Here is a 22,976-nt window from a genome sequence, read left to right as displayed (position 1 = left end):
CCAGCTACCGGTCGCGATTACAAACCGGTCCGGCGGCCTTGTGGGATCAACCAGATTGACGGCACAAGCAGCCACCCGCCGATACGGCCGGGTGGCTGCCCATGGGCGCGATTGGATTGACTACTTGCGACGACGGATGATTGTCAGAAATCCGACCAAGCCCAAACCAACCAGTGTAACGCTGGTAGGCTCAGGAACATCGCTGACAAGGTTGTACTGCACAGGGAAGCCCACATCGCCGGGTGCACCCGATCCCGGAGGGGGAGCCCACACGAACCCATTGTTCCCTTCAGGCCCAACTTCGGCAAATGGGCCGGCCACATTCGGCTGCAGTGGAGGGAACGCCGCCACATCAGCCAGATCAAAATTCGTCTCGCCTGGCTCCCTTTCCGAGTACACGATGAGGTTGTTCTGGAAGAATCGGAAGATGTCCGACACCACGTTGCTCTGACCCCCAGATTCTGTCAGCAACACATCCCCCGGTGCGGGCGCGAACGGCAGCGGGTAAACCAAGGCGGGCAGGCCCGTCAGCGGGTCAATGCCCATGAAGCCCGGTATGGGACCGCCTGGACCAAATCCATTGCCATTCTCGTCAAAACTGAACTGGCCGAAAGCGGCCGTCACCGCGATCACGAATACTCCAATGGGGAGCAAAAGCTTCAGCAGTGTTCTCATCGATCCCCAAGTCCTTTCTGCGCATAGCGCATTACTGAATTTAGGGTAAGAAACAATCTCACCCTGAAAGGCAAGATTCAGAAAGGCTTGCGCAGCGACCGACACCGCTGGAAGAAGAATCGCCCCAATCAACTCGCTACGTCACGTGACCTTACCACGCTCGCCTGAACCAGGCGCATCGCGACGCTCTCACTGGTGCCGAGGGTGACAACATTGCTTGCATTTTGCAAGCTAATTCGCAAGGTCACTTTGGCCGGCCAACGTTTAAGTAGGCGCTGTCGCCTCACTTGCCTGAAGGCTCGACAAGCTCGGGGGCCGGCCTGGGCTTGGGCTGGTACCAGGCGTCGAAATCGGCCTTGGGTATCGACGGAGCGTTCGCTGACACTATCGGTTCCACCGGCCGAGACGCTCGATGCGAGAAATGACTCTTAATGAGTACAACTACGAACACAATTGCCGTGATACCAACAACAACCAGCCCGACGCTCCGCAGTGGCAGCTTCAATTCGGGTGGTTTACGCGCGCGAACGGTTTTCTCGGTTTCAACGTGCAACCCCTGCCGCCGCAGTCCGCCCTGGCTTCGCAAATAAGATTCGACCATGGCCTGGCTGTCGAGACCGAGATACTCGGAGTAGAGCTTCAAGAATCCCTTCGTGTAGGCCGGTGCTGCAAGTTTGTCAAACTCGTCCGCCTCGAGTTGTTCCAGAATATCCATCTTGATGCGCGTCGCGCGGGACGCGTCCTCAAGGGACGCCCGTTTGTTGTGCCGCGCTTCGCGGAGGATCTCGCCGATGGATTCCATTGGTGTCAGCCTATTGACGCTCGGCCGGCACTTGCCCATCCAGGTCGATCAGGATTTCTCGCGGCTCGGCGCCTTTGTTCGGGCCGACGACCCCGCGTTCTTCCAACAAGTCCATGATCCGAGCGGCGCGAGTGTAACCGATGCGGAGGCGGCGTTGCAAGACCGAGACGCTGGCGCGATTGGTCTGGCGAATGACTTCCATGCACTGCTCAACCAACTCCTCATCCTCGTCGCTCGGCTCGGAGTCGGCGAGGCTGGAATTCTTCTGCAGCTTCTGGTGCAGTTCTTTTTCAAACTGCGGCTTGGCGTGGCTGCCAATGAAATCGACAATGCGCGTGACCTCCCGATCCAGCACGAGGACGCCCTGCGCGCGGACGGCTTTCCCGGACCCGGGCTCATAGAGCATGTCGCCCTTGCCGAGCAGTTTCTCCGCGCCCTGGCTATCGAGAATGACACGCGAGTCCTGCATCGACGCCACCTGAAACGCGATGCGGGCGGGGATGTTGGCCTTGATGACGCCCGTTACGATGTTGACACTGGGACGCTGCGTGGCGACCACCAGATGAATACCGGCCGCGCGACCCAGAGCGGTGAGCCGCGCAATGGCCATTTCCACGTCCTTGCCGACGGTCTGCATCAGGTCGGCCAATTCATCCACCACTACCACGACGAATGGCAGCTTTTCGGGGATGATTAGTTCGAAGTCGCGCGGCACTTCGATCTTGAGAAGTTCCTGCTCTGCCTTCGGCTTCGGCGTCGCCTCTTCTTTCTCATTCGCGGCATCTTCGACGACCAACGGATCGAGGGGAGTTTCCGTCTCCGGCTTGACCGATTTCTTCGGACGCGAGTTGAAAGCGGCGATGTTGCGCACGCCGCTCTTGGCGAAAATCTGGAACCGCTTCTCCATCTCGCGGATCACCCACCCCAACGCCAGTGGCACCTTCTTCGCCTCGGTCACGACGGGCACAATGAGATGTGGCAGAGCATTGTAGTGCTGCATCTCGACCATCTTCGGGTCGATCAAGACCAGACGCATGTCTTCCGCCGTGAAACGGTACAGCAGCGAAGCGAGAATCGCGTTGACGCAAACGGTCTTGCCCGAGCCGGTCGCGCCGGCAATCAACAAATGCGGCATATTGGCCAGGTCGCCGATGATCGGATTGCCTTTCACATCGCGGCCCAACGCAATAGGGATCGTTCCCGTCGCGTTGCGCCACTCTGGCGATTCCAAAAGATCGCGCAGGTAGACAGTCGTGCGGGACGAGTTGGGTACTTCAATACCCACTGTCCCCTTACCCGGCACCGGCGCGAGAATGCGTACCTTCTCCGCCCGCATCGCCATGGCAACATTATTGGACAGCGATGAAATCTTTTCCACGCGCACGCCAGCCGCGGGATACAACTCGAACAAGGTCACCGTCGGCCCCTTCGTCACGTCGCCGGACTCCACGTCGATACCGAATTCCTGCAACGTCTCCCGCAGGACTTTTGCGCTGGCCTTTAAATCCTCCATCACGTCGCGTTTTCCCGGCAATGGCGGCTGCTCCAGCATGTCCAATGGTGGAAGCACGTACTCCTCGCCGGAGGCGGCGGTGACGCTTCCCAGCACCGGGGCGGGGCCTGTCGGTGCCGGCTTTTCGCGTTTCGGTTTGGGAGCGGCCGATGTCGCAGCACCCGCTTCCGCGTCGGCGGAATCCGCAGCGCCTTCTTTCTTCGGCTTGAGCTTATCGGCGAGCTTCTCCATCATCGATGGCGACTCACCGGTCGCTTTCTTCTTGTCCGCGCCATTCTGCGACCGGGCCACGGTGTAATCTTCGAACTTCGGTTCCGGCCGACGCTCGCGGGCGGCTTCTTCCTCCGCCTTGGTGCCGTTGGACTGTTCGGTGGCAAGTTTGCGCGCTTCCTTCTCTTGTTTGGCTACCTGGCGGTCGGTCTGAAATTCTTTGATGGTCAGCTCGCGCTCCTGGTCGCGCAGTTCGTCCGCAACCGTGGGCTTGGATTTGTTGCCCCGCTTCCGCTGCCAGAAATCCATCGCCCGGCCCACGCTCAAGGCCACCCAGTAACTCGGACGGAAATTAATCAACAAAATGAGGCTAATGAGATAGCACCCGCCGAAGACAAGGATCGTGCCGGGCCGCCCCACAAGTCGTTGTGAAAATCCTCCAATGATCAAGCCGAGGAAGCCGCCCGCGCTATCCGGCAAATTCAACGAGCGTTGCGCGCGCTCCAGTCCTGCGACGTGCAGCAGGCAACTGAGCGAGATCAGCAGGAGAATGCCGGCGCCAAGCTTACCGCGCCACGGGAGTTCCTTGCCGAGCAACAATGTCGCCCCGATCACGGCCAGCACGGCCATCAGCCCGTAAGCCGCCAGCCCGAACGCCTGAAACGTGCTGAAAGCGATCCACGCGCCGACCGGCCCGATGAAGTTTGCGACAGCCTTGTGTCCGCTTGCCGCCACATGGCCGACATCGTACGGATCGTACGAAATCAAGCTGAGTAGCAATAAAAGGGATGCGACGACCAGGACAACGGCCCAAATCTCACGAGCGCCCGAGTGCTTCGAGTCTTTCCCCATAGAAAAGCGTTGCAAATCCTCCTTGTGGTCGCAAAGTGTATGTTAAACAGGACTTAACTGCAAGGCACAAAGATGCTCTATCCTTATAAATTTACCCCCGCGCTCATCGAACGCGTTTGGGGTGGAAATGCGCTTGCCCGCTACGGCAAGTTGGTTCCCTTCGGCAAGCGCATCGGTGAATCGTGGGAGATCAGCGACCGCGATGACGTCCAGTCCGTCGTCGCCAACGGGCCCGACAAAGGCCGGACGTTGCGCGAGCAGATTCACGCCCATGGAGCGGAGCTTTTGGGTACGAATTGCGGCAAGGCCATCCGGTTTCCCCTGCTTGTCAAGCTCCTCGATGCCCGCGAGCGGCTCTCGTTGCAGGTTCATCCGCCCGCCGCTGTCGCCGCCAAGCTGAAGAGCGAACCCAAAACCGAGATGTGGTGCGTGCTCGAGGCCGAGCAGGATGCGCACCTCATTGCCGGCCTGCGGCGCGGTGCTACGGGCGCCGACTTCATGCGCGCGTTGGAAGGATCCGCAAAACTTCAAAACGGAACAGACAAACTCGAAGATTGCGTCTACCGTTTCCCCGCCCTGCCCGGTGACACTTTCTTCGTTCCCTCGGGTCGCGTGCATGCGATCGACGCGGGTGTCGTGCTGGTCGAGATCCAGCAGAACTCCGATACCACCTATCGCGTTTATGATTGGGGCCGTGTCGGCCTCGACGGCAAGCCACGCCAACTCCACGTCAAAGAATCACTCATCTGCATCGACTTTCAGGATTACGAACCGAAGAAGCAGCAGGCAAAGGTTGAGTACCATGGCGTCAACGGCCTGTGGCGTTTGGTCGAGTGCCAGGAGTTCCACGTGCACCGCCTTGAATTGCGCAACGCCTGGCCCGACCGCACCGATGGCTCCACGTTCCACATACTGAGTTGCACCAAAGGCGCCGTCGGTTTGCTCTTACCCGACGGCAAGGAAGAGCGGATCAATGTCGGAGAATTTGTCCTACTCCCCGCCGCGATGGGCTTCTACACGCTCACACCGCTGGCGGAAAACACGCAGGCCCTGAAGTCGTATGTGCCGGTTCGTTGACAGATCACTGGTAAGTTACTCGTATAGTTTGCCAGCCCTAAGCATCTTGATGATCAAATCCCAAGAGGCGGGAGAATCTTTCCTTCCCGAGTCTTCCGGCCACGCAGCCATGGCATCGAGAAAGCGATCGAGTGACGGATTCTCCCAAGTGTCAGGCTCTTCTCTCAATTCCACTAGGAGATTGCGAATAGCTTCTACCGCATCGTTACCAGTTTTCATCGTTCACCCCTCCAATGCCTAGGCGCTTTCGAGATACAGTTATTCAAAGAATTGCTCTCAAACAACTTTGTAAAGTTCCCCATATTTCGTGCGCAAATAACGAATGTACGGTTCAATGGAAAGTGGTTGGCCGGTGGCACGTTTGACCAACTCATTCGCGGTGAACTTGGCGCCGTGTTGGTAGATGTTTTCCTGGAGCCAGGCGTGCAGCGGGGTGAATTCGCCGCTGGCGATCTGGTCGGGAATCTGGGAGTTTGCCCGGAGCGCGGCGTCGTAGAATTGGGCGCTGAGGATGTTGCCGAGCGTGTAGCCTTGAAATACGCCGCCGATTTGTCCGCCGAACCAATGCACGTCCTGCAGCACGCCGTCGCGGTCATCGGGTGAGGCGATGCCGAGGTCGGCTTTGTAGCGTTCGCGCCAGGCTTCGGGCAGGTCGCGGACGGCCAGCTTGCCTTCGAGCAGTTGCAATTCGAAATCGAAACGGATCATGACGTGGAGATTGTAGGTCACCTCGTCCGCGTCGGTGCGAATCAGCGAACGCTCGACTTTGTTGATGGCGCGGTAGAACACATCAAGTGGAACGCTGCTGAGTTGCACGGGAAAAGCCGCTTGTAGTTCCGGATAGAAGAACCGCCAGAAGCCCCGGCCGCGTCCGACGAGGTTCTCCCAGAGCCGCGACTGGCTTTCGTGGACGCCCGACGAAGTTCCGCGCGCCAGCGGCGTGCCTTCCAACTCGCCGCGAATCCCCTGCTCGTACATCGCGTGGCCGGCTTCGTGGATGGTGCTGAACAGCGCGTCGCCCAGATCGTTCTCCTTGACGCGCGTCGTGATGCGCACGTCGCCGAGCGAGAACGTCGTGCAGAACGGGTGATGCGTCTTGTCCTGCCGACCACGCTGGAAATCGTAGCCAAGCTGTTTGACGACGGCGGAACCGAACGCGAGTTGTTGGGCCTCGGGGAAATTCTGGCGGAGACACGCATCGTCGGTGAGCGGTTGCGCGGTAATCGCTTGCACGAGGGGCACGAGTTCTCTGCGCAATTCGGCAAACAGCGCCCGAATCGTCGCCGCCTTCATTCCGAAATCGGCGAAATCAATCAACGGGTCGGCAATGTGGTCGTAACCAGGGAAATAATTTGCCAACTCGCGACTGTATTCGAGAGTCTTTTCGAGATACGGACGGACGGCGGCGAAATCGTTGGCGGGCCGCGCCTTCACCCATGCTTCGTAGGTGGCGGTTTGATGCGCGCTGAATTTCGCGACGAACGCGGGAGGGACTTTCACCGCGCGATCGTAATCGCGACGGGCAACGCGAATCAGCGCCGCCTCGTCGGAATCGGCGGGCAAGCTTCCTTCGCGCGACCGTAACTCCGTGAGCATGCGGCCAATGGAAGGATGCGTCAGCTTCTCGTGGGCGATTTGCTCCAAGGTCGCCATCTGCCGGCCACGCGCTTCGGCGCCGCCCGGCGGCATGTAGGTCATCTGGTCCCAGCTCAAGACGGCGGCGGCGGAGCGCACGTCATTGATCTCAGCGAGGCGCTGTTTCAGCTCTTCCAGCTTCGCTTCCATTACATCACCTCGAGCAGCAGGCCGCGAAGGTATTCGGTCTCGGGTATGGCAGGCAGAATCGGGTGGTCGGGCGATTGCGTGAGCACCTTCACCAGGCGCACGGTTTTCTTTGCGTCCGCGGCAGCTTCGACGACCACTGACTTGAACAACTCGGCGTCGATGTGATGCGAGCAGGTGAACGTGGCGAGGATGCCGCCGGGCGGAAGCATCTTCAGCGCGCGCAGGTTGATTTCCTTGTAACCACGGAGCGCGCCTTCGACGTTTTCCCGCGTGCGCGTGAATGTGGGCGGATCGAGCACGATCACGTCGTACTGGCGTTTGTCGCTATCGTATTTCTTCAAGACATCGAACGCGTTGGCGCACACGAACTCGATCTTTCCCGTCAGCCCGTTCAACTCGGCGTTCTTGCGCGCGCGGGCGATGGCGGTGTCGGAAATTTCGACGCACTCCACGCTCTTGGCGCTCGCCATGGCCGCGGCGAGGGCGAAACCGCCGTGGTACGTGAAGCAATCGAGCACACGTTTGCCCGCGCAGAGGCGCGCGACCTCGGCGTAATTATCGCGTTGGTCGAGGAAGAAACCGGTTTTCTGGTCTTCGAGCAGGTTGACCTCGATGGAGAATCCCGCAAACTGCGCACGGACGATGGCGCCGGTCTCGCCGAAGAGGACGCCTTTCGTTTCTTCCAGGCCTTCCAGTTTGCGACTGGGGACATCGCTGCGTTCGATGATGGCGCGCGGCTCTAACAATTCACGAAGAATTTCGACGATTTGCCCTTTGCGTTGGTCGATGCCCAAGGTGAGGGCCTGAATGACGAGATTGTCGCCGTATTGATCGACGATGAGACCGGGCAACTGGTCGCCCTCGGAGGAAACCACGCGGAACGCCTCGGTGTCGGCGATGGAGGTATCCTCGCGGCGATAGGCCAGGGCCTCCTCGATACGACGCGTGAAGAACGCGCGGTCGAGTTCCTCTTTCTGCGTGGTGAACCGCCGCACGGTGATTTGCGATTTGGTGTTGAGCAAACCGCGGCCAAAAAAGCGGTCTTTGTGGTCGCGGATGTCCACGGCGTCGCCGTTTTTGGGATTGGGATCGCCGGTGATTCGTTCGATGTCACTGGAGTAGACCCAACTGTGGCCCGCATAGAGGCGGCGTTCCTTGTTTTTCTTCAAAAATACAGACGGCATGTTGCTGACGCTAACAGAACTTTGTTATGCTGCCAACCTATCATGCAGATTTACGGACTCAGCTCGCTCGCGGCGTTCGGCGCGGGCTTCGTCAATGCCTTCGCCGGTGGCGGCACGTTGCTGACGTTCCCTGCCCTGCTCTATTCCGGCATACCGTCGATCAAGGCCAACGCCACGAGTACGGTGGCGGTCTGGCCCGGCTCCATCACAAGTTCCTGGGCGTATCGACGTCAGCTCAGCGAGAATCGGGCGCGCGTCTGGACACTCGCATTGCCGTCGCTGATCGGTGGACTTCTCGGCGCGGTCCTGCTGTTGCGGACGTCGGAGAGCTTCTTTCGGTTCATCGTGCCGTTCTTGATACTGCTCGCGTGCGCGCTGTTGCTGCTTAATGAGCCGATGGGCCGCTGGGTCTCTCAGAGGGCCAAGGCGCACCCGAAGAAACATGCGGCGGCGATTTGGATCTCCCAGTTCGCCATCGCCGTCTATGGAGGCTACTTCGGCGCGGGCATGGGAATCCTGATGCTGGCGGCAATGGCGATCTTTCTGCCGGAAGATTTACAGGCGGCGAACGGCATCAAGAACTTCCTCGCAGTAGTCATCAACGGCATCGCGATTATCTATTTTCTCGCAGTCGGCGCCGCGGCCTTGCAGGTCGCGCTGGTGATGGCGATCGCGGCCATTGCAGGCGGATTCGTCGGCGCCAAACTCGCGCAACGGATGTCACCCCGCATCTTGCGCGGCGCCGTCGTGGCCTTCGGCGTAATCGTGGCTGTGCATTTGATGGTGAAGAAGTGAAGTTTGCAAATACGGTGGGAGGGAGAGCGAAACTGTGCTACATATCAGGTGGTTAGGTATACAATGGCCACAAAGGTGAAGATGACTTCTTGGGTGGTGGCAGGCGGCTTTGTTCTTTTCGGTGCCCTATTTGCGTTGGACGTTGCAAAGTTCAAAGACATTTCCACGGAGTTGGAAATATCTTTACCTCGTCTGATTGCCGCGGCGTTTGTTATCGGCCCTTGGGGTTGGTTTGCGCTGGCAGTCTTGGCCGCTGGAAGTGTCATCCTTAACGACTTGAGATTTCACTCGCGTCTTCCGACTCCCATTCTCACGCTGCTTGTTTGTGCGGTGGTTCTGTATATCGTCACCGCTTTATTCCTCCCCGTGATTAACGTTGCGTTCTCTGCTGGGTGATGGGGACCATCTCACCGTCACGGCCACCAGCGGGCGTCTTCGTCGGTGGGCTGGGTGGTGGGGGCGAATTGCTTTTTGATGTGGCCGGTGATGCAGGAGACGATCATGGCGATGATGGTTTCTGGGACGCCATCGAAATACTTGCTTTGCGGGCGCATGTCGCACGGGTCGTTGACGTAATCGACGACGAAATAGCGACCATCGTGTTCCAGCGCGATCTCGGTGCTGAAAAAATCCAGTTGGGATACATCGGCGATGATGCGCACGATTCGGCTGAGTTCATCCACGTTCACGTGCGCGCGGTCTGAGGGCGTGACGACGCCGTAACGGTGCGTAGTGTCGTCCCACCAACACGGGATGATCGTGCCGCAGACGAAATAGACGCGAAACCAGGCGCGGCGATTGTTAAGAATTTGCGGGACGATGCGCTGCTGGATGAGGAAGCGCTGGTTACGGAATTTGGCGCGGGTTTGCATGATGTCGTCCGGCCGCGTCGCGCCGATCACGACGCCGAAACCGCCGCCGCCTTTCGCCGGCTTCACGACAAACGGCGATGCCAACGGTTCGATCAGGCGCGCGTCAAAATTCGGCTCGTTCTCGTAGGGCGGCAGGATAATGGTGAGCGGCAACTGCAGGCCGCGCGCGAGAAGTTCGCCGTGGATGTTCGCCTTGTCGATGGACCGGCGATAGTGGTGTTGCGCGTTGATGAACTTCGCGCCCTTCGACTGCAGCAATTGGTTGAACTTCAGGAAGCGCTCGTCCTCGTCGCTGGCGCGGTCGAGGAAGTAGGTGAAATTCCGCTCGCCGTTCTGTACTTCGAGAAAGGTTTGCTGGAGGTTGTGGACCCCGACGAGGTAGCAACTTAAGCCCGCATGAAGACAGGAGCGGTCAAGCTGGTTGACAAAATCCTGGTCGAACTGCCAGTTCCAGGCCAATCCGAAATGTATTTCAGTCGAGCGTCTGGCGGTGGTGTCCATTTCCCTCTTGCGTTGTGCAGCAGCTCTTTATAGCAGCTTCCGCACCCAACGGGCGTGCTGAGGGAGGAGCACCGGACCCTGATTTTACAGGGGTCGGAGCGTCGTTCAACTCGGGGTATTCGAAAACCTTGCCTTCGTAATTGCGAATGATGACGCGCTGTTTGTCATGCGCCAGTACGTACTCGGGCCCGATGGGCACCTTGCCACCGCCGCCGGGCGCGTCGATGACATACTGCGGCACCGCGTAACCGGTGGTATGACCGCGCAGCGCTTCGATGATCTCGATGCCCTTGCGCACGGTGGTGCGCAGATGATGCGTCCCCTTGACCGGATCACATTGGTAAATGTAATACGGTCGCACTCGCATCATCAGCAGTTTGTGCACGAGCTTTTTCATGACCGCCGCGTCGTCGTTTACCCCACGTAACAACACGCTTTGGTTCCCCAACGGAATCCCCGCATCGGCAAGCCGACCGCACGCCTCCCTGACTTCGTGCGTGGCCTCCTTCGGGTGATTGGTATGAATGCTCATCCACAGCGGATGATACTTCCGCAACATCGCGCACAACTCGGGCGTGATGCGTTGTGGCAGGAAAATCGGGATCCGTGTCCCGATGCGCAGAAATTCAACATGCTTGATGGCGCGCAGTTCGCGGAGCACGTGCTCAAGCCGCTCGTCACTGAACAGCAACGGATCGCCACCGCTCAACAATACGTCGCGCACTTCCGTGTGTTCGCGGATGTAATTGATGGCTGCGTCAAATTCCGTGTGCAGTTGCTGTTCACCCGCGCCGCTGACCACACGGCTGCGTGTACAGTAACGACAATAAGCCGCGCAACGGTCGGTCACCAGAAACAGCACGCGATCCGGGTAGCGATGCACGAGACCCGGGACAGGCATGTGTTCGTCTTCACCGCACGGGTCGGCCATCTCCCACGGGGCCGTGACCATTTCCTCGGCGCGCGGGATGACCTGGGCGCGGATCGGACAGTTCGGATCGTTGACGTCAATGAGGTTGAAAAAGTAGGGCGTGATCGCCATCGCCAAGTGATGGCCCGCCTGGGAAACGCCGTCCCGCTCAGTGGGCGTCAACGGCATCAACGCCTCAAGGGCCTCCAGCGAAGTGATGCGGTTGCGCAACTGCCATCGCCAGTCATTCCAGTCAGCCTCCGGCACGCGCGCCCAGATGCCCCGTCCCGCCGACGGGAATTGTTCGTCGATAGAAGAAGATTCCAGAGAAGATGATTCCGAATTCACGCGGTTGGGATGCTGGAATGGGGGCGAAAGTTTCACCCCGAGCGGTGACGCTTCAACGCTTGGTTTGCCCCATTCTCCCCCAGGCTCGTCGGTCTGCATTGCTCCGGGAAGTATAGAACATCGACGGCACGTGTCAAGCGGGGGGGATTTGGGGGTAGTGTCCTAATTTTACTTCGACTCAGCGTCTATGACATACCAAGAGGAATACCGTAGCAAGAGGCTAGGAAGTACAAAAGCCATGAACAGGGCTACGAATAGCAAAAAGAGCGACACCATCAGTATCCAAAACCTTGCCCGATGGTGCGTAGTGCTCACCTCTGTGCCTTGCCCTTCTTCTTAGCAAACGTGCAATACAGAATCGCAGTTGCTAGGGCAATCAGAATGCAGGTTGTAATAATTTGAGATCGCGTGTCCCAGTTGGTCAGGCCAATGATGTAGGCGATCAGGCTTAACGCACCGGCGACAAGTACGATTCTTTGAGGGATATTCACTTCTGCCCTTGCTCGCTTAGGATTTTAAGGGGGGAAAAATCAATGCAGCCAAGATACCGAGAATGGCCGCAATAAGCACCAATATCCAGAAGGACTTCCTTTTGAACCTGCTCATTTTGAACGTGATCATTCCTGCGCCTTGCTCGCAATAGCAGCCCTTACAGCCGTTTGTGGTGATTCGCCAGGGGGAAGTTCCAAGACGGTGATACAGTGCGGCTCATTGCCCTCCTGCATAACCCAAAGCTCCGCCAAAGACTCCCCAAAATCAAGACACGAGTTGGACGATTTCTTCCGAGCTTCATTGCCGGTATCACACGCACACTGTCACGTCGACGACCCCTCGCGGTGAGGCGCGGCCAATGCGCCAAGTATATAAATGCCCTAATTTGCATCGGCAAACTGTAGCCGAAGCTTACGCTTCGGCTACAAAACACCAACGCTACCTCCGATTCGATTCATTTGACTTTTCATAATTGAATGCGCATGGTGGGTGGGAAATATGGCACGAGCTTTTACGTGGCTCTCGCTTCTGGGCGTGTCCGTCTGGCTGTTGTTTCCGACGGAGCGCCACTCTTCATCTTCCACCCCGCATCGACAATACGCGCCGGTGATCCGTCACGGCACGGGCAAGTCGGCGAACTGGGCCGGGTACGTGACAGCGACGGACCTGACCATTCCCGTCAAACATTCCGTGACCGATGTGCAAGGGTCGTGGCGGGTGCCGACCGTCGCTGCCGCCGGCACGCAGGAAACTGCGTCGGCAATCTGGGTGGGAATTGACGGCAGCTCCGACAGGACCGTGGAGCAGATCGGCACCGAACAGGATTGGCACTTGGGGGCGCCTTTGTACTACGCATGGTTTGAGATGTATCCCGCGCGCGGATTTTTCCTCACGGAGTTTCCCGTTGAGCCAGGCGATCAGATCAGCGCGGAAGTCCAATTCATTCCCAAGAACCAATTTGTCCTCAGCATCACCAACCTCACGCAAGGCGTCGGGTTTTCGATCACCAAGAAACGGTCCGCCAAGCGCACCTCGGCGGAATGGATCGTCGAAGCCCCGTTCTTCCGGCACATCCTTCCCTTGGCGGATTTCGGGAGCGTGAGCTTTACCGGGTGCTCGACGACCATCACGAATGTCGAGGGTCCGATCAATAGCAGCTCGTGGACAAACGAGAGCATAACGATGGAGAATCCCCTCACCAGCACGGTTCTCGCCCAAACGTCCGCTCTCATAAGTGGCGGAACTGCGTTTACGGTTGAATGGCGGCATAACTGAAGTCGTAAGTTTGCGCGGTCGCTGCGTTCCGTTTCTCCTTCACCACCCCGCCGTGCAAGATCCACCAATTTAAAGCTCTGGACATCGGATTCCGATAGTGGTAGAATGCGAGGCGTGATGATTGGCAACGTGATGCGAGGATGTCCGCCTTCGAGAGACCGCTTCCTCCTTCGCCAGGGCTTCTGCCGTCGCACTTCGTGCTGTGGCGGACAAGTCGGCACGGCAGACGGGGCCTATATACGTTTTTGCGAAACGAACCCATTTTACTTTCGAGGATTTATTGGTGTATTACTCTTTTTCACAGGAACTTATGAAAGTTGCAGAAGCGTTTGCAAATGGGTTCGTTCTGGAAAAACGAACCCATTTTTGGGGTGTTCATGGGTCAGATTGAAGGCTTCTTAGGGCAAATGAGACGGATACAAGGGAGAATCGTGAACGAGGGAAAATCCGGCCTACTGGGCGAAGCTGACGCGGTAGTAGCGCTTCGGGAAGGTCACGGCGTTCGGATCCACGGTGGTCGGGGTGGGCGAATCACCGCCCGGCTCGAAGCCGATCACGCTATAGATCCAGTCGAGGTTCGCCGAGATGCGGGTGCTGTAGAAGGCGCTGGGGACGGGGCGCACGTCGTCGATGAGGATCCAGTCAGAGGGTCCGTCCTGCTGGAACAATTCACGGCGGTCGACGAGCGCCGCCGTGAAGGTTGTGTTGTCGACGTCGTTGCTGAATTCGCCGTCGACACCGTGGTTGATCCCCGCGAGTTTCCAAACGCCGTCTTGCTCGATGAACACGCCCCCGCTGGAGTCGCCGTCGGAGAGGTGGCACTCGTTCGACCCGCCGCTGCCGTTAAATACCACGCGCAGCACGTCGCCGACGCCGACACCGAGATTGGTGATCGAAGCCACGTCGTTCTCACCCCAGCGCTGGACGCCGTCGGCTATGCCCCAGTACCAACCGTTGGTCTGTCCGCCGACGACGACGGGCACACCGCGTTGCGTGCCGCGGCCGAAGACGACGAGGTGCTTGTTGGTTTCATCGGAAGAAGTGTACAGCGGGGCGTAACTGGGAAATGTCTCGCGCACCTGCCAGATGGTGAGGTCGCTGTCGAAGGTCTTGAAGGCGGCGATGGGGTGATAAGGAAGTCCGTTGAAGAGGAAGATGTCGTTGGTCGTGCCGCCGACGTGGTTCGCGGCGATGAAGAACTGCGGCGCGATGGGTGTGCCGAGGAAGCTGAGCCAACGGCCCTGATATTGCCAACCGCTGTTGGCGAGAACGCCCGTGGGGGCCGTCGTATTGAAACCCGGATCGCTCGTCGACTGGAAGAGTACCGCGTCCGCACGCGATGCGCCGATCAGCACCGAGGAAATACAAATGCACGCGACACCCAGGCCGCGGTGCAATCGGTTCTTTTTGCCGTTCATAATAACCAGCGCGCTGACAACTCCACCGTCCCCACTCTATCCCGAGGAAGTTTCGTTGAGTTTAGCATGGGAATTCCTTCCCGGCCAGCCTATTTCCTTGACGCTATCTTTCCGAACGGACTAGCATTCTCAGTCATTGCCAAGCTTGACCGTGTGGTGCGGATATTATGAAAAGGGTTATCGCTGTTATACTTCTGTTGATCGCCATTGTCGCGGCGGCGCTCATTTATTTCACTCTTGGCAAACCTGCGCCTCGCGCTGCCAGCCTGCTACCCGAGTCGACCCTCGCTTTTCTCGATATCCCCGACATTTCGAAATCGCGGACTGAATTTACGAAGACGGAGTTTTACGCCCTTTGGCATGAACCGGAGGTGCAGGCATTCCTGGCGCAGCCGCTGGCCGCGTTGCGCGAGGTGTCCCAGACCGCGGGCGCCCCGAAGGACGCTGACACCATCGGTGGTCTGGTCCTGGGAGCGATGCAGGGAGAAGTGTTTCTTGCGGTCACACACGTGACGCTTTTTCCGGGGTTCAATCCGGGACTGGTCTTCGGCGTTGATGTTCGCACCAAGCGCATCGAGACCATCGCGGGCCTTTACAAACTCGAAGGCGAACTCAAGCGGTCCTATCCGAGCGGGACGTATCAGACCAAGGAGTACCTCGGCATAAAATACGCCGTCTGGGAAGCGACGCCCGGCTACCCGATTTGCCACGCGTTTTTCAATTCAATGGTGGTCTTCACGTTCGGCGAAGATACGATGCGCGACACGATCGCCAGTTGGACCGGCCAGGTCCCGCGCGATTTCAAACGCCTCGCCGACAGTGCGAAGTTCAAGAATATCCAACAGCACGCCTCGAACGACCACGATTTCCTGGCGTATTTCAACGTGGAGGAAATGCTCGGCCTCGTTGGCCCGCTTCTCGCGCTTTCGCCACAAACCGCCGGTATGTACCAGAAATTCTCACGCATCCAGGCTTCGGCTTATAGCATGACCTTCCGGGATCGTGGCATCGAGGACGTCGGGTTTGTCGCCTACTCCAGCGGCGTGCCCAAACCCACGCCGCCCACGCAGCGGAAGACGCTCGCGCTCACCACGCCGGATACGCTTGCCTACTCCGTCGGTTCCGCCGACCTGCCGGCCATGTACGAAGAGGTGATGCAGTCACTCTCGCAATCGGGCAATGCAGATTTGATGCTGTCGGTCGGGCAGTTTCAGCAGGCGCTGCGCAGTCGCGGCATTCGCATGAGCGAGGATGTTTTGCAAAAACTGGGCCCGGAGTTTGCCCTGGTCGCCAACTGGCCGGCCGACACCCGCGTGCCCAAGATTGCCATCGTCAGCGAGATCACCGATGCGGAGAAGCTCCGGCCGTCGCTCGATTCGACGATGGACGCACTCAAGGAAAGCTGCGTGGGAACCAATAACGACGCGCAGCCGTGGGATGAAACCGAAAGCGCCGGCCAGAAGCTCCGCTCTCTCCACATCGGCCCGCAACTTTTTGCGCCCACGTACGCGGTGACCGACCGGTTTTTTATCCTCGCCAGCAGCCCCGACTACGCGCGCGCCTTGCTCGCCCAGTCGAAAGAACCGAAGCCGACGTTGGCTACCAGCACGGTATATCAACAATCCATGAAACGCTTGCCCGAGAATGGGTCCTCGTACCATTACGCCGACCTGCGCGGCCTGTTCACGTCTGCGTATGGTCTTATGAAAACCGTCCTCGTGCAAACTGGCAGCAACCAATTCGTTGACCTGAACAAACTTCCCCAACCTGAGACGATTGGGAAACACCTGTTCCCTCTCGTCTCCGCGACTGTCAGCGAGCCGCAGCAGTCAACCTCGACATCGTTCTCGCCGCTGGGCAAGTCGCTCGCCGTGATCGTCGGCGTCGGTGGCGCGGTTTGGGCCGTCAACACCTTCGGGCCGCAGCTCCAGCAATCCGTTATGCCAACCTTGCCCAAAAAGTCTTCAAGTAGGGCTGTTCCTTCGGCGCCACGCGAAAATCAAACGGCAGCGTCTCAAACTCCAGCGAGTCCGTGAAGCGCTCGCAGTTTTGCGCGGCGATCTGGATGCTCTTCTCGAATTGCTCGGCATCCAGTGTCCGCTGGTTCGTCGAGCAGAGCAGTAAACCGCCCGGCGCAACCAACGGCACGGCCAGCGCCGCCAGTTCCTCGTAGTCGCGCGCGGCTTGGAACACACGCCCCTTCTTCGTCGTCGAAAACGTCGGGGGATCGAGAATGACAACATCCCAACGCTGCCCGCGCTTGGCCAGCCGCTTCAGCCACTCAAACGCATCCCCGAAAATGAAATCGTGCGCTGCCGGATCAAGGCCGTTCGCGCGGAAGTTGTCCTTCCCCCACTCCAGGTAATTCTTCGACAGATCCACACTCGTCGTCACCGCGCCCGCTTTCGCCGCCGCGACGGAAAACGCGCAGGTATAGGCGAACGTATTAAGCACGGTTTTCCCTTTCAGCGGCAACGCCAGTAAATGTCTTCGGTTCTCGCGCTGGTCGAGGAAAATGCCGGTCGCCAGTCCTTCACCGAAACTAATCAGGAAGGTAAGGCCGTTCTCGCGAATGGATCCTCGCTGCCCCAATTCGCTCCCGCAAACCAGCCGCGGCGTCAGCCGCTTTTGCTTCGTTGCCAACTGCGCGTAGATCGCTCTCGGCCCGCACTCTTTCCGCAGTCGATCGATCAACTTGGCCTCTCGCGCCATCGCCGCCTCGGTTTGCCACTGGACCAGCAACGTCCCCGCGTACGAATCGACGATCACCTCCTCAAAACCATCGGCCGTCCCGCTAATCAGGCGGAATGCGTTTGTCGACTCATTGAACAAGGGCTCGCGAAACTCCGTCGCCGCTACCAGCGCGTCCACCTCATCGAAGGCCCGTGGCACCGAAGCCTCGAACAACACGCGTTCTGCCGTCGCCGGGTGTTCGAAGTCGAGCTTGTACGCGTGGAGCATCAATCGCGGCGCTGCCTTGCCCTCGTAGAGTGCATCACCAAGTATCGGGAATCCGCTCTCCGAGGCGTGCCGTCGAATCTGGTGCGTCTTGCCCGTGAGTGGTCGTGCTTGCGTCAGGAAATACTCACCGTGCGTATCGACAAACTCAAACTCCGTCACGCAGTTCGGCGACTTCGCCCAAAACTTCTGGCGCGTCGGGCGCACGGCACTGAGCAGCAAATAGGTTTTCTCGACAGTGTGCTTCTCGAACTGCTGGGTCAGCGATTGGTTGGCCCGCTGCGTCTTGCCAAACACGATCACGCCTGACGTGTCTTTGTCGAGCCGCTGGAGAATAGAAAGGTTCCGCCAACGCGGTTCACGCTTGGTCAACCACTCGTGAATTCCATCCGGCGTGAACCGATCGGGCTTGTGCGTGTTGATTCCCGATGGTTTATTGACGACCAGCAGGTGGTCGTCCTCGAAGAGAATAAGTCCGTTCACAAGACGACGGCGCTCAACCGGGCGGCCACTCCATCGGCCGACCCCCGAGCAGATGCACGTGCAGATGCGGCACCGTTTCGCCCGCGTGCGCTCCCTTGTTGATCACCACGCGATAGCCCGAGCCGTCGATACCTTCCTTCCGCGCGATCTCGGCCGCCACCGTCAGCAGATGCCCCAGCAACGGTTCATCCTCGGCCTTCGCCTCCGACACCCGCGCAATGTCCTTCTTCGGCACGATGAGAATGTGGATCGGCGCCTTCGCGTCAATATCGCGGAACGCCAGCGCGCGCTCATCCTCGTAAACAATCTTGGCGGGAATCTCCTTGCGGATAATCTTCGCGAAAATGTTGTCGGCCATGGCCGCTACTCCACCACGGCGAGTCTCAGGCACTCGGCCTTTGCCGGCCGCACCCGCGCCACGCGTTCGCGAACGTAGTCGACGATTTCCTCGGCCAACTCCCGACACCCAACCGTCCAGCGTCGCGCGCCGCGCAACTGCATCACGCACGCCCGCAGCCCGTCCACCTCGATCACCGCAAGCCGATGGTCCGAAGCTGCACCCAGTTCGGAATCCAGCTGCCTAAAAAACTCGAGCTCAAACGCCGCGCCCACTCGCGCCGCCAGGTCGTTGAGATGAATCGCCGCGCAGTGTTCGCGTCCGGCGTACGCCTCGGAAATCTTCTCAAAGCCCAGCGTCGCCAAAACCGCGACTACAATCTCCACAATCTCGCGCGTCGGGATCACCCCATCCGAGCGTGATTTGATCGCGTACGCATGCACCGCCGCCGCCACGGACTCCGCCAGCCACCAGTCCGAATGCCCCGCACGCTCCGCGACATCCTGGATCGACAGTGCTAGCTGCTGTTCGTCGAATGGCGCCATGCGCCCGTCTTCAAACTTGACCCACGCCATATCTTCGAGCGCTTTGATCATGATTTCCCCAACTGTTTGATCTCGTCAATGAACTGCTCCGCGTCGCGGAACTGCCGATACACCGAGGCGAACCGCACATACGCCACCTCATCCAGCTTGCGCAGGTGCTGCATGATGCGTTCGCCGATCTGCTTCGACGGCACTTCGCGACCGAATTCGTTTTCCAACTCAGTGATCACCCGCTCGGCCAGCAACTCGATATCCTCCGTGCTCACCGGCCGCTTCTCGCACGCCTTCTCCAGGCCCGCCAGCATCTTGCGACGGTCAAATTCCTCGTACTGGCTATTACGCTTCTTCACGCGCAACTTCTCGCGGAAGATCTCCTCGTAGGTCGTGAACCGCGCCCCGCATTTTAGGCACTCCCGCCGCCGCCGAATCAACAACCCGTCGCGGCTACTGCGCGAATCAATGACTTTATCGTCCGCCCCCGTGCATTTTGGACACCGCATAATTCTTTTGAAACCTCTAACTGCAAACCCCTTGCTACCACGCAGCCCGCGACCGGTCAAGAGGGAACGCCCCGTCAATAGTTTTTCCGAAAACCTTATCACGCTCCTTTCTCTCCTAGTGGCGTGGGCGTTCCGCCCGCGTGTCGTCATTTTTCTCCTCGCCAGCTGTACCGGCCAGATTTCCGCATCGCCTTTCATCAGTCGCATTCAACTTATCAGTCCCAATTTGGGTTCGTTTCTCGTTTTGTCGCCACCAGACCCCCATAAATACCCCTTAAATTGGGTTCGTTTTGGAAAACGAACCCAAATATTTTGAGCGTTTTTTTCATCTATAACACCCTATAGCCCTGATAGATAGCCTCTGTTTCCCGAGCGAAATAAATTGGGTTCGTTTCGCAGAAACGTATATAGGCCCCCGTCTGCCGTGCCGACTTGTCCGCCATAGCACGAAGTGCGACGGCGGAAGCCCTTGCGAAGGCGGACGAGTCGCGTCGAAGCCTTGGCGAAGATGGATCAAATAATGCATCTCCACCATCCTACAATTATCGTAATTCGATGTCAAGTAGAAGCGGAGTGCAGCACTGGCTGCGCGACACGCGGCGATGTTGTTTTCGCCGCAACCGCCTCTCTCGTCCGAAGCATTGGGGCATACGGCAACGCCCGTAAGCATCCGGGTTTTAGAGGGCGAAAATCACCCGAAAACTGTGAAAATACCCTTTCTGGATCGGTCCGTAGCTAAGGCTCTGCCAGGATTCGGGGAGGTTGTGGCGAGGGGATCAATCCAAAATCAGCGCTCTTCGGTCACTGCGACTTACTCGGGCCAGGCCGCGGCGAAGACCAACAAATGCAACCAGGGTGCCGACGACCAACGCGAACACGCTCGGTTCTGGAACCGCCGTAATATCATCGACCCCCAGCGTGGCGGCAATCGGGTCACCTTCGACCGACGGAGAGGCGGAGTCCAGAATGCGGAGCTGTCCGGTGAAGTTCGTCAGCATATTGTCAAAGCTGATGCCGGGCGTACCCACCGCGGTAAAATCGGATGCGATCAGTGGGAAAAATGCCTGGTGCCAATTGGCATCGGCGGGGAGAGAGAACGCCGTTGTTGCCGCGTACCCATTGGGTTTACTGATAAAAAACGCCAGGCGCATGGAGAGAGGTTGCGCGCCGAAGTTGGCCAGTTCCAACGTGATGCCGGTGATTCCCGCGCCGGTGTAGTTGCCCAGCCATTGGGAAGTATTCAGGATCACCAGCCTGCTATCGGTACCAAATCCTCCGGTGGATATCACCCGCATGTATTGATCACCAGAACCGCCCGGGCCACCAGTGGCGATGTTGCTTGGCTGCGTCCCGCCGCCTGTGTGCCAGCCATCCGCTGTCCCATCTTGAAAATTATCGATCTGCCCAAGAGTCACGGCGTTGACGGAACCTGACAGTGCGACGAAAAGAATCGCCACGCAAATCGAGCCGACCAAAGTACGCCAGGATGAAATTCTCGTTACGTGCAACTCGCCGTTGATGAATGCTCTCATACCCTCATTTCTCCGTATTGTCCCTAACGTCAGGAGGCCTAAGTCGCCTCTCCGCATCGTAAGAGACACCACTTCGCAGTTTGTTCCGGCAATCGCGCTGGCCCGCAAAAAAACGCCTTGTAAGCGCCTCAATAGCTTGGTCTTTCGTCATCCCCGGTCAGGATTCGTCCTCTTCCTGGCCTATGGTCATCCGACACCCGCGAACCACTCAAATCCAAACCAACAGATCCCCTGACGCTCCATCTAAGAGAATCCGGCCCAATTCCTTGCCTGCCCGCCGGATTAGGCGTACAAAACCGCTTGTGAAAGCCCACATACCGGAAGAGAAAAGGGCGACCGAATTCCTCGCCAACGAGCGCACGTTTCTGGCATGGATCAGGACGAGTATCGCCGTCATCAGTCTCGGCTTCGTCGTGGCCAAGTTCGGCGTCTGGCTGCGCGAACTGGCCACACGACTGGCCCCACAGCTACCAATCCGCAGCACAGGCATGTCGCTGCCGATCGGCATAGCCATGATGTCCCTCGGCGGTGCGCTCGCGGTCCTGGCAGCGTGGCATTACCACCTCGTGAATCTGGCCATTGAACGCGGCGAAGTGCGCGCCAACCGCGGTCTGATCGTGGCCGTGACTGCCGGCGTCGCCCTCCTCGCGCTGGCGATGATCATCTACCTGCTGGTAGCCTCGGAGCAATTATGAATTCCCTCGCCACGAAGGCTGTTGGAAGCCGCGTGCCGTCACGCGACGGTGTTCCGACTGCGGAATTCGCTTACGAGCTTACTCGTGAAGATGCGTAGAAATGCGACTAACGCGCTCCCTCCGAAGACCGGTAAGCTCCCTTACGCTCGTTGAGTCCATTCCGGCCTTGAGTGCTTGAAGTATGAAGGTATCCTCAAGCAACCCGATAACGGTATCCAGTCGCTTTGCAACACGTTCTTGCTCGCTCTCAGCGTTTTGCATGTTAGTTCTTCCTCTTCTTTGAGTTTAAGTGTTTCACTATTCGCGAAACGCGATTCAGATCGCAGCCGACAATCTCACGAATGCTCAACTGCGGCACACCTGCAATACCTAGTTGGATTATCATTAGATCTTTTAGCAGGTCTTCTGTTCCGCGCCCGCTGTTTGCAACTTTTTTCATTTCACTTCCTCCAAATCTACGAGTCACAACATGATAATGTCGCGAAGTTTTCGAGCCATAAAACCATCAACCGCATCATTCCCTTTATGATTTTTCAGATCTGAAAGTTCGAGAACGTCGCAGTCCTCCAAAACCATGACGCGATTGGGACCCGCGTCCATTATGTACTTGCATGTCCGCAATGCGTGGTGTTTGTCTGCAATTTCGCGACAAGCCAGAATGCCAAATCGTCCCTGTTTGTCATGAAAGCGGCCGATAAGCTGGTCAAATTCAGGATTTTCGATGTCGCGTGAATAGTTCTTGCACTCAACGAAAACGTACGGACAGAAGATCTGGTGAAGCGCGTTGAGCTCGTAGAAAAAACCGTGCGTCGACATATTGCGATAAACGATGTCGATACGCTTTCGGCCTTCATCGACTTTCTCCTCCATTTTGCCTTGAATCAAGGATGGCTCAAAGACGTTGGAGAGGGTTTCGAAGATTAGCTTGTGATAAGTACTAGCGGTTTTGGCGCCGGTCCTGATGTTAGCTAGCCGCGTCTGCAATGAGAGTGCCGAGACCACACGGGCTGTCGCATACGGTTTCGTAGCCGAGAGAATTACGTCTGCTATGAACTCTGCAGTAATCGAACGCGGCAGCAATCCCTGCTTGGCGTTCAGGCGGCGGATTAATTCCGTGCGCTTCGGCAAGTCTGGCCCTTGAAAAAGGGATTCAAGGCCGAATTTATCCACCAAACGAAATTCGCGCAGTGCCTCCGTCAGCCGGTGAAGCCGCCTTT

The 22,976-nt window shown here is 58.2% G+C and carries 22 protein-coding genes; 6 read left to right on the top strand and 16 right to left on the bottom strand.

Translation table 11 applies throughout. The annotated features are described in order from the left end of the window. Positions 1–120: 120 nt before the first annotated feature. From VNL17_12530 to VNL17_12520, 3 genes are all read right to left on the bottom strand, one after another. The gene (locus VNL17_12530; protein HXI84904.1) at positions 121–675 is read right to left on the bottom strand and encodes a PEP-CTERM sorting domain-containing protein; all 555 of its coding nucleotides are present in this window, start codon (positions 673–675) and stop codon (positions 121–123) included. Between the two features lie 283 nt (positions 676–958). Next, a complete protein-coding gene (locus tag VNL17_12525) occupies positions 959–1,477 on the bottom strand; it encodes a helix-turn-helix domain-containing protein (protein ID HXI84903.1) in 519 nt (172 codons plus the stop codon). Between the two features lie 10 nt (positions 1,478–1,487). After that, a complete protein-coding gene (locus VNL17_12520) occupies positions 1,488–4,052 on the bottom strand; it encodes a DNA translocase FtsK (protein HXI84902.1) in 2,565 nt (854 codons plus the stop codon). Between the two features lie 72 nt (positions 4,053–4,124). On the opposite strand from VNL17_12520, the gene VNL17_12515 reads away from it, so the two are divergent. Further along, positions 4,125–5,129: a type I phosphomannose isomerase catalytic subunit gene (locus VNL17_12515; GenBank protein ID HXI84901.1), complete on the top strand. Its 1,005-nt coding sequence runs from the start codon at positions 4,125–4,127 to the stop codon at positions 5,127–5,129. A gap of 15 nt (positions 5,130–5,144) precedes the next feature. On the opposite strand, the gene VNL17_12510 is transcribed toward VNL17_12515, so the two are convergent. From VNL17_12510 to VNL17_12500, 3 genes are read right to left on the bottom strand one after another with little or no spacing between them, the layout of a single operon-like run. After that, on the bottom strand, positions 5,145–5,348 hold the full coding sequence (locus VNL17_12510) for a hypothetical protein (protein ID HXI84900.1): 204 nt from the start codon (positions 5,346–5,348) through the stop codon (positions 5,145–5,147). Between the two features lie 57 nt (positions 5,349–5,405). Then, a complete protein-coding gene (locus VNL17_12505) occupies positions 5,406–6,914 on the bottom strand; it encodes a carboxypeptidase M32 (protein HXI84899.1) in 1,509 nt (502 codons plus the stop codon). Beyond that, complete coding sequence (locus tag VNL17_12500) at positions 6,914–8,098, bottom strand: class I SAM-dependent rRNA methyltransferase (GenBank protein ID HXI84898.1); 1,185 nt, start codon at positions 8,096–8,098, stop codon at positions 6,914–6,916. The genes VNL17_12505 and VNL17_12500 overlap by 1 nt, the downstream gene beginning before the upstream one ends. A 42-nt stretch (positions 8,099–8,140) precedes the next feature. Between VNL17_12500 and VNL17_12495 the strand changes: the two genes are divergently transcribed. Together VNL17_12495 and VNL17_12490 are read left to right on the top strand one after the other, a co-directional pair. Continuing rightward, entirely contained in the window at positions 8,141–8,893 is a 753-nt protein-coding gene (locus VNL17_12495; GenBank protein HXI84897.1) for a sulfite exporter TauE/SafE family protein, read from the top strand. Between the two features lie 63 nt (positions 8,894–8,956). Beyond that, complete coding sequence (locus tag VNL17_12490; GenBank protein ID HXI84896.1) at positions 8,957–9,289, top strand: hypothetical protein; 333 nt, start codon at positions 8,957–8,959, stop codon at positions 9,287–9,289. Between the two features lie 17 nt (positions 9,290–9,306). Here the strand turns inward: VNL17_12490 and VNL17_12485 are convergent, their stop codons facing one another. Further along, positions 9,307–10,266 carry a hypothetical protein gene (locus VNL17_12485; GenBank protein ID HXI84895.1) on the bottom strand — a complete coding sequence of 320 codons (960 nt, stop codon included), beginning with the start codon at positions 10,264–10,266 and terminating at the stop codon, positions 9,307–9,309. Then, positions 10,238–11,623: a KamA family radical SAM protein gene (locus tag VNL17_12480; GenBank protein HXI84894.1), complete on the bottom strand. Its 1,386-nt coding sequence runs from the start codon at positions 11,621–11,623 to the stop codon at positions 10,238–10,240. The genes VNL17_12485 and VNL17_12480 overlap by 29 nt, the downstream gene beginning before the upstream one ends. A gap of 891 nt (positions 11,624–12,514) precedes the next feature. Between VNL17_12480 and VNL17_12475 the strand changes: the two genes are divergently transcribed. After that, a complete protein-coding gene (locus VNL17_12475) occupies positions 12,515–13,291 on the top strand; it encodes a G1 family glutamic endopeptidase (GenBank protein ID HXI84893.1) in 777 nt (258 codons plus the stop codon). 452 nt (positions 13,292–13,743) lie between these two features. On the opposite strand, the gene VNL17_12470 is transcribed toward VNL17_12475, so the two are convergent. Then, entirely contained in the window at positions 13,744–14,709 is a 966-nt protein-coding gene (locus VNL17_12470) for a hypothetical protein (protein ID HXI84892.1), read from the bottom strand. A 167-nt stretch (positions 14,710–14,876) separates the two neighbouring features. Between VNL17_12470 and VNL17_12465 the strand changes: the two genes are divergently transcribed. After that, on the top strand, positions 14,877–16,745 hold the full coding sequence (locus VNL17_12465; GenBank protein HXI84891.1) for a DUF3352 domain-containing protein: 1,869 nt from the start codon (positions 14,877–14,879) through the stop codon (positions 16,743–16,745). Here VNL17_12465 and VNL17_12460 read toward each other — a convergent pair. The 5 genes from VNL17_12460 to VNL17_12440 form a co-directional block, all read right to left on the bottom strand. Beyond that, positions 16,648–18,150: a class I SAM-dependent methyltransferase gene (locus tag VNL17_12460; protein ID HXI84890.1), complete on the bottom strand. Its 1,503-nt coding sequence runs from the start codon at positions 18,148–18,150 to the stop codon at positions 16,648–16,650. The genes VNL17_12465 and VNL17_12460 overlap by 98 nt on opposite strands. A 13-nt stretch (positions 18,151–18,163) precedes the next feature. Beyond that, positions 18,164–18,508, bottom strand: coding sequence for a histidine triad nucleotide-binding protein (locus VNL17_12455; GenBank protein ID HXI84889.1), 345 nt, complete (start codon positions 18,506–18,508; stop codon positions 18,164–18,166). Positions 18,509–18,513: 5 nt separating this feature from the next. Then, positions 18,514–19,083, bottom strand: coding sequence for an ATP cone domain-containing protein (locus VNL17_12450; protein HXI84888.1), 570 nt, complete (start codon positions 19,081–19,083; stop codon positions 18,514–18,516). After that, positions 19,080–19,532: a transcriptional regulator NrdR gene (gene nrdR / locus VNL17_12445; GenBank protein ID HXI84887.1), complete on the bottom strand. Its 453-nt coding sequence runs from the start codon at positions 19,530–19,532 to the stop codon at positions 19,080–19,082. The genes VNL17_12450 and nrdR overlap by 4 nt, the downstream gene beginning before the upstream one ends. Positions 19,533–20,308: 776 nt before the next feature. Then, positions 20,309–21,064, bottom strand: a complete 756-nt coding sequence (locus VNL17_12440; GenBank protein ID HXI84886.1) for a hypothetical protein — start codon at positions 21,062–21,064, stop codon at positions 20,309–20,311. Positions 21,065–21,366: 302 nt separating this feature from the next. On the opposite strand from VNL17_12440, the gene VNL17_12435 reads away from it, so the two are divergent. Beyond that, complete coding sequence (locus VNL17_12435; protein ID HXI84885.1) at positions 21,367–21,759, top strand: DUF202 domain-containing protein; 393 nt, start codon at positions 21,367–21,369, stop codon at positions 21,757–21,759. A 262-nt stretch (positions 21,760–22,021) separates the two neighbouring features. Here VNL17_12435 and VNL17_12430 read toward each other — a convergent pair whose 3' ends face one another. Both VNL17_12430 and VNL17_12425 read right to left on the bottom strand, forming a co-directional pair. Continuing rightward, complete coding sequence (locus VNL17_12430) at positions 22,022–22,198, bottom strand: hypothetical protein (GenBank protein ID HXI84884.1); 177 nt, start codon at positions 22,196–22,198, stop codon at positions 22,022–22,024. Positions 22,199–22,221: 23 nt separating this feature from the next. Next, entirely contained in the window at positions 22,222–22,929 is a 708-nt protein-coding gene (locus VNL17_12425; protein HXI84883.1) for a hypothetical protein, read from the bottom strand. Positions 22,930–22,976 lie beyond the last annotated feature (47 nt).

Source organism: Verrucomicrobiia bacterium (genome assembly GCA_035577545.1).
GTDB lineage: Bacteria > Verrucomicrobiota > Verrucomicrobiia > Palsa-1439 > Palsa-1439 > Palsa-1439.
This window is presented reverse-complemented; position numbering and strand designations above follow the sequence as displayed.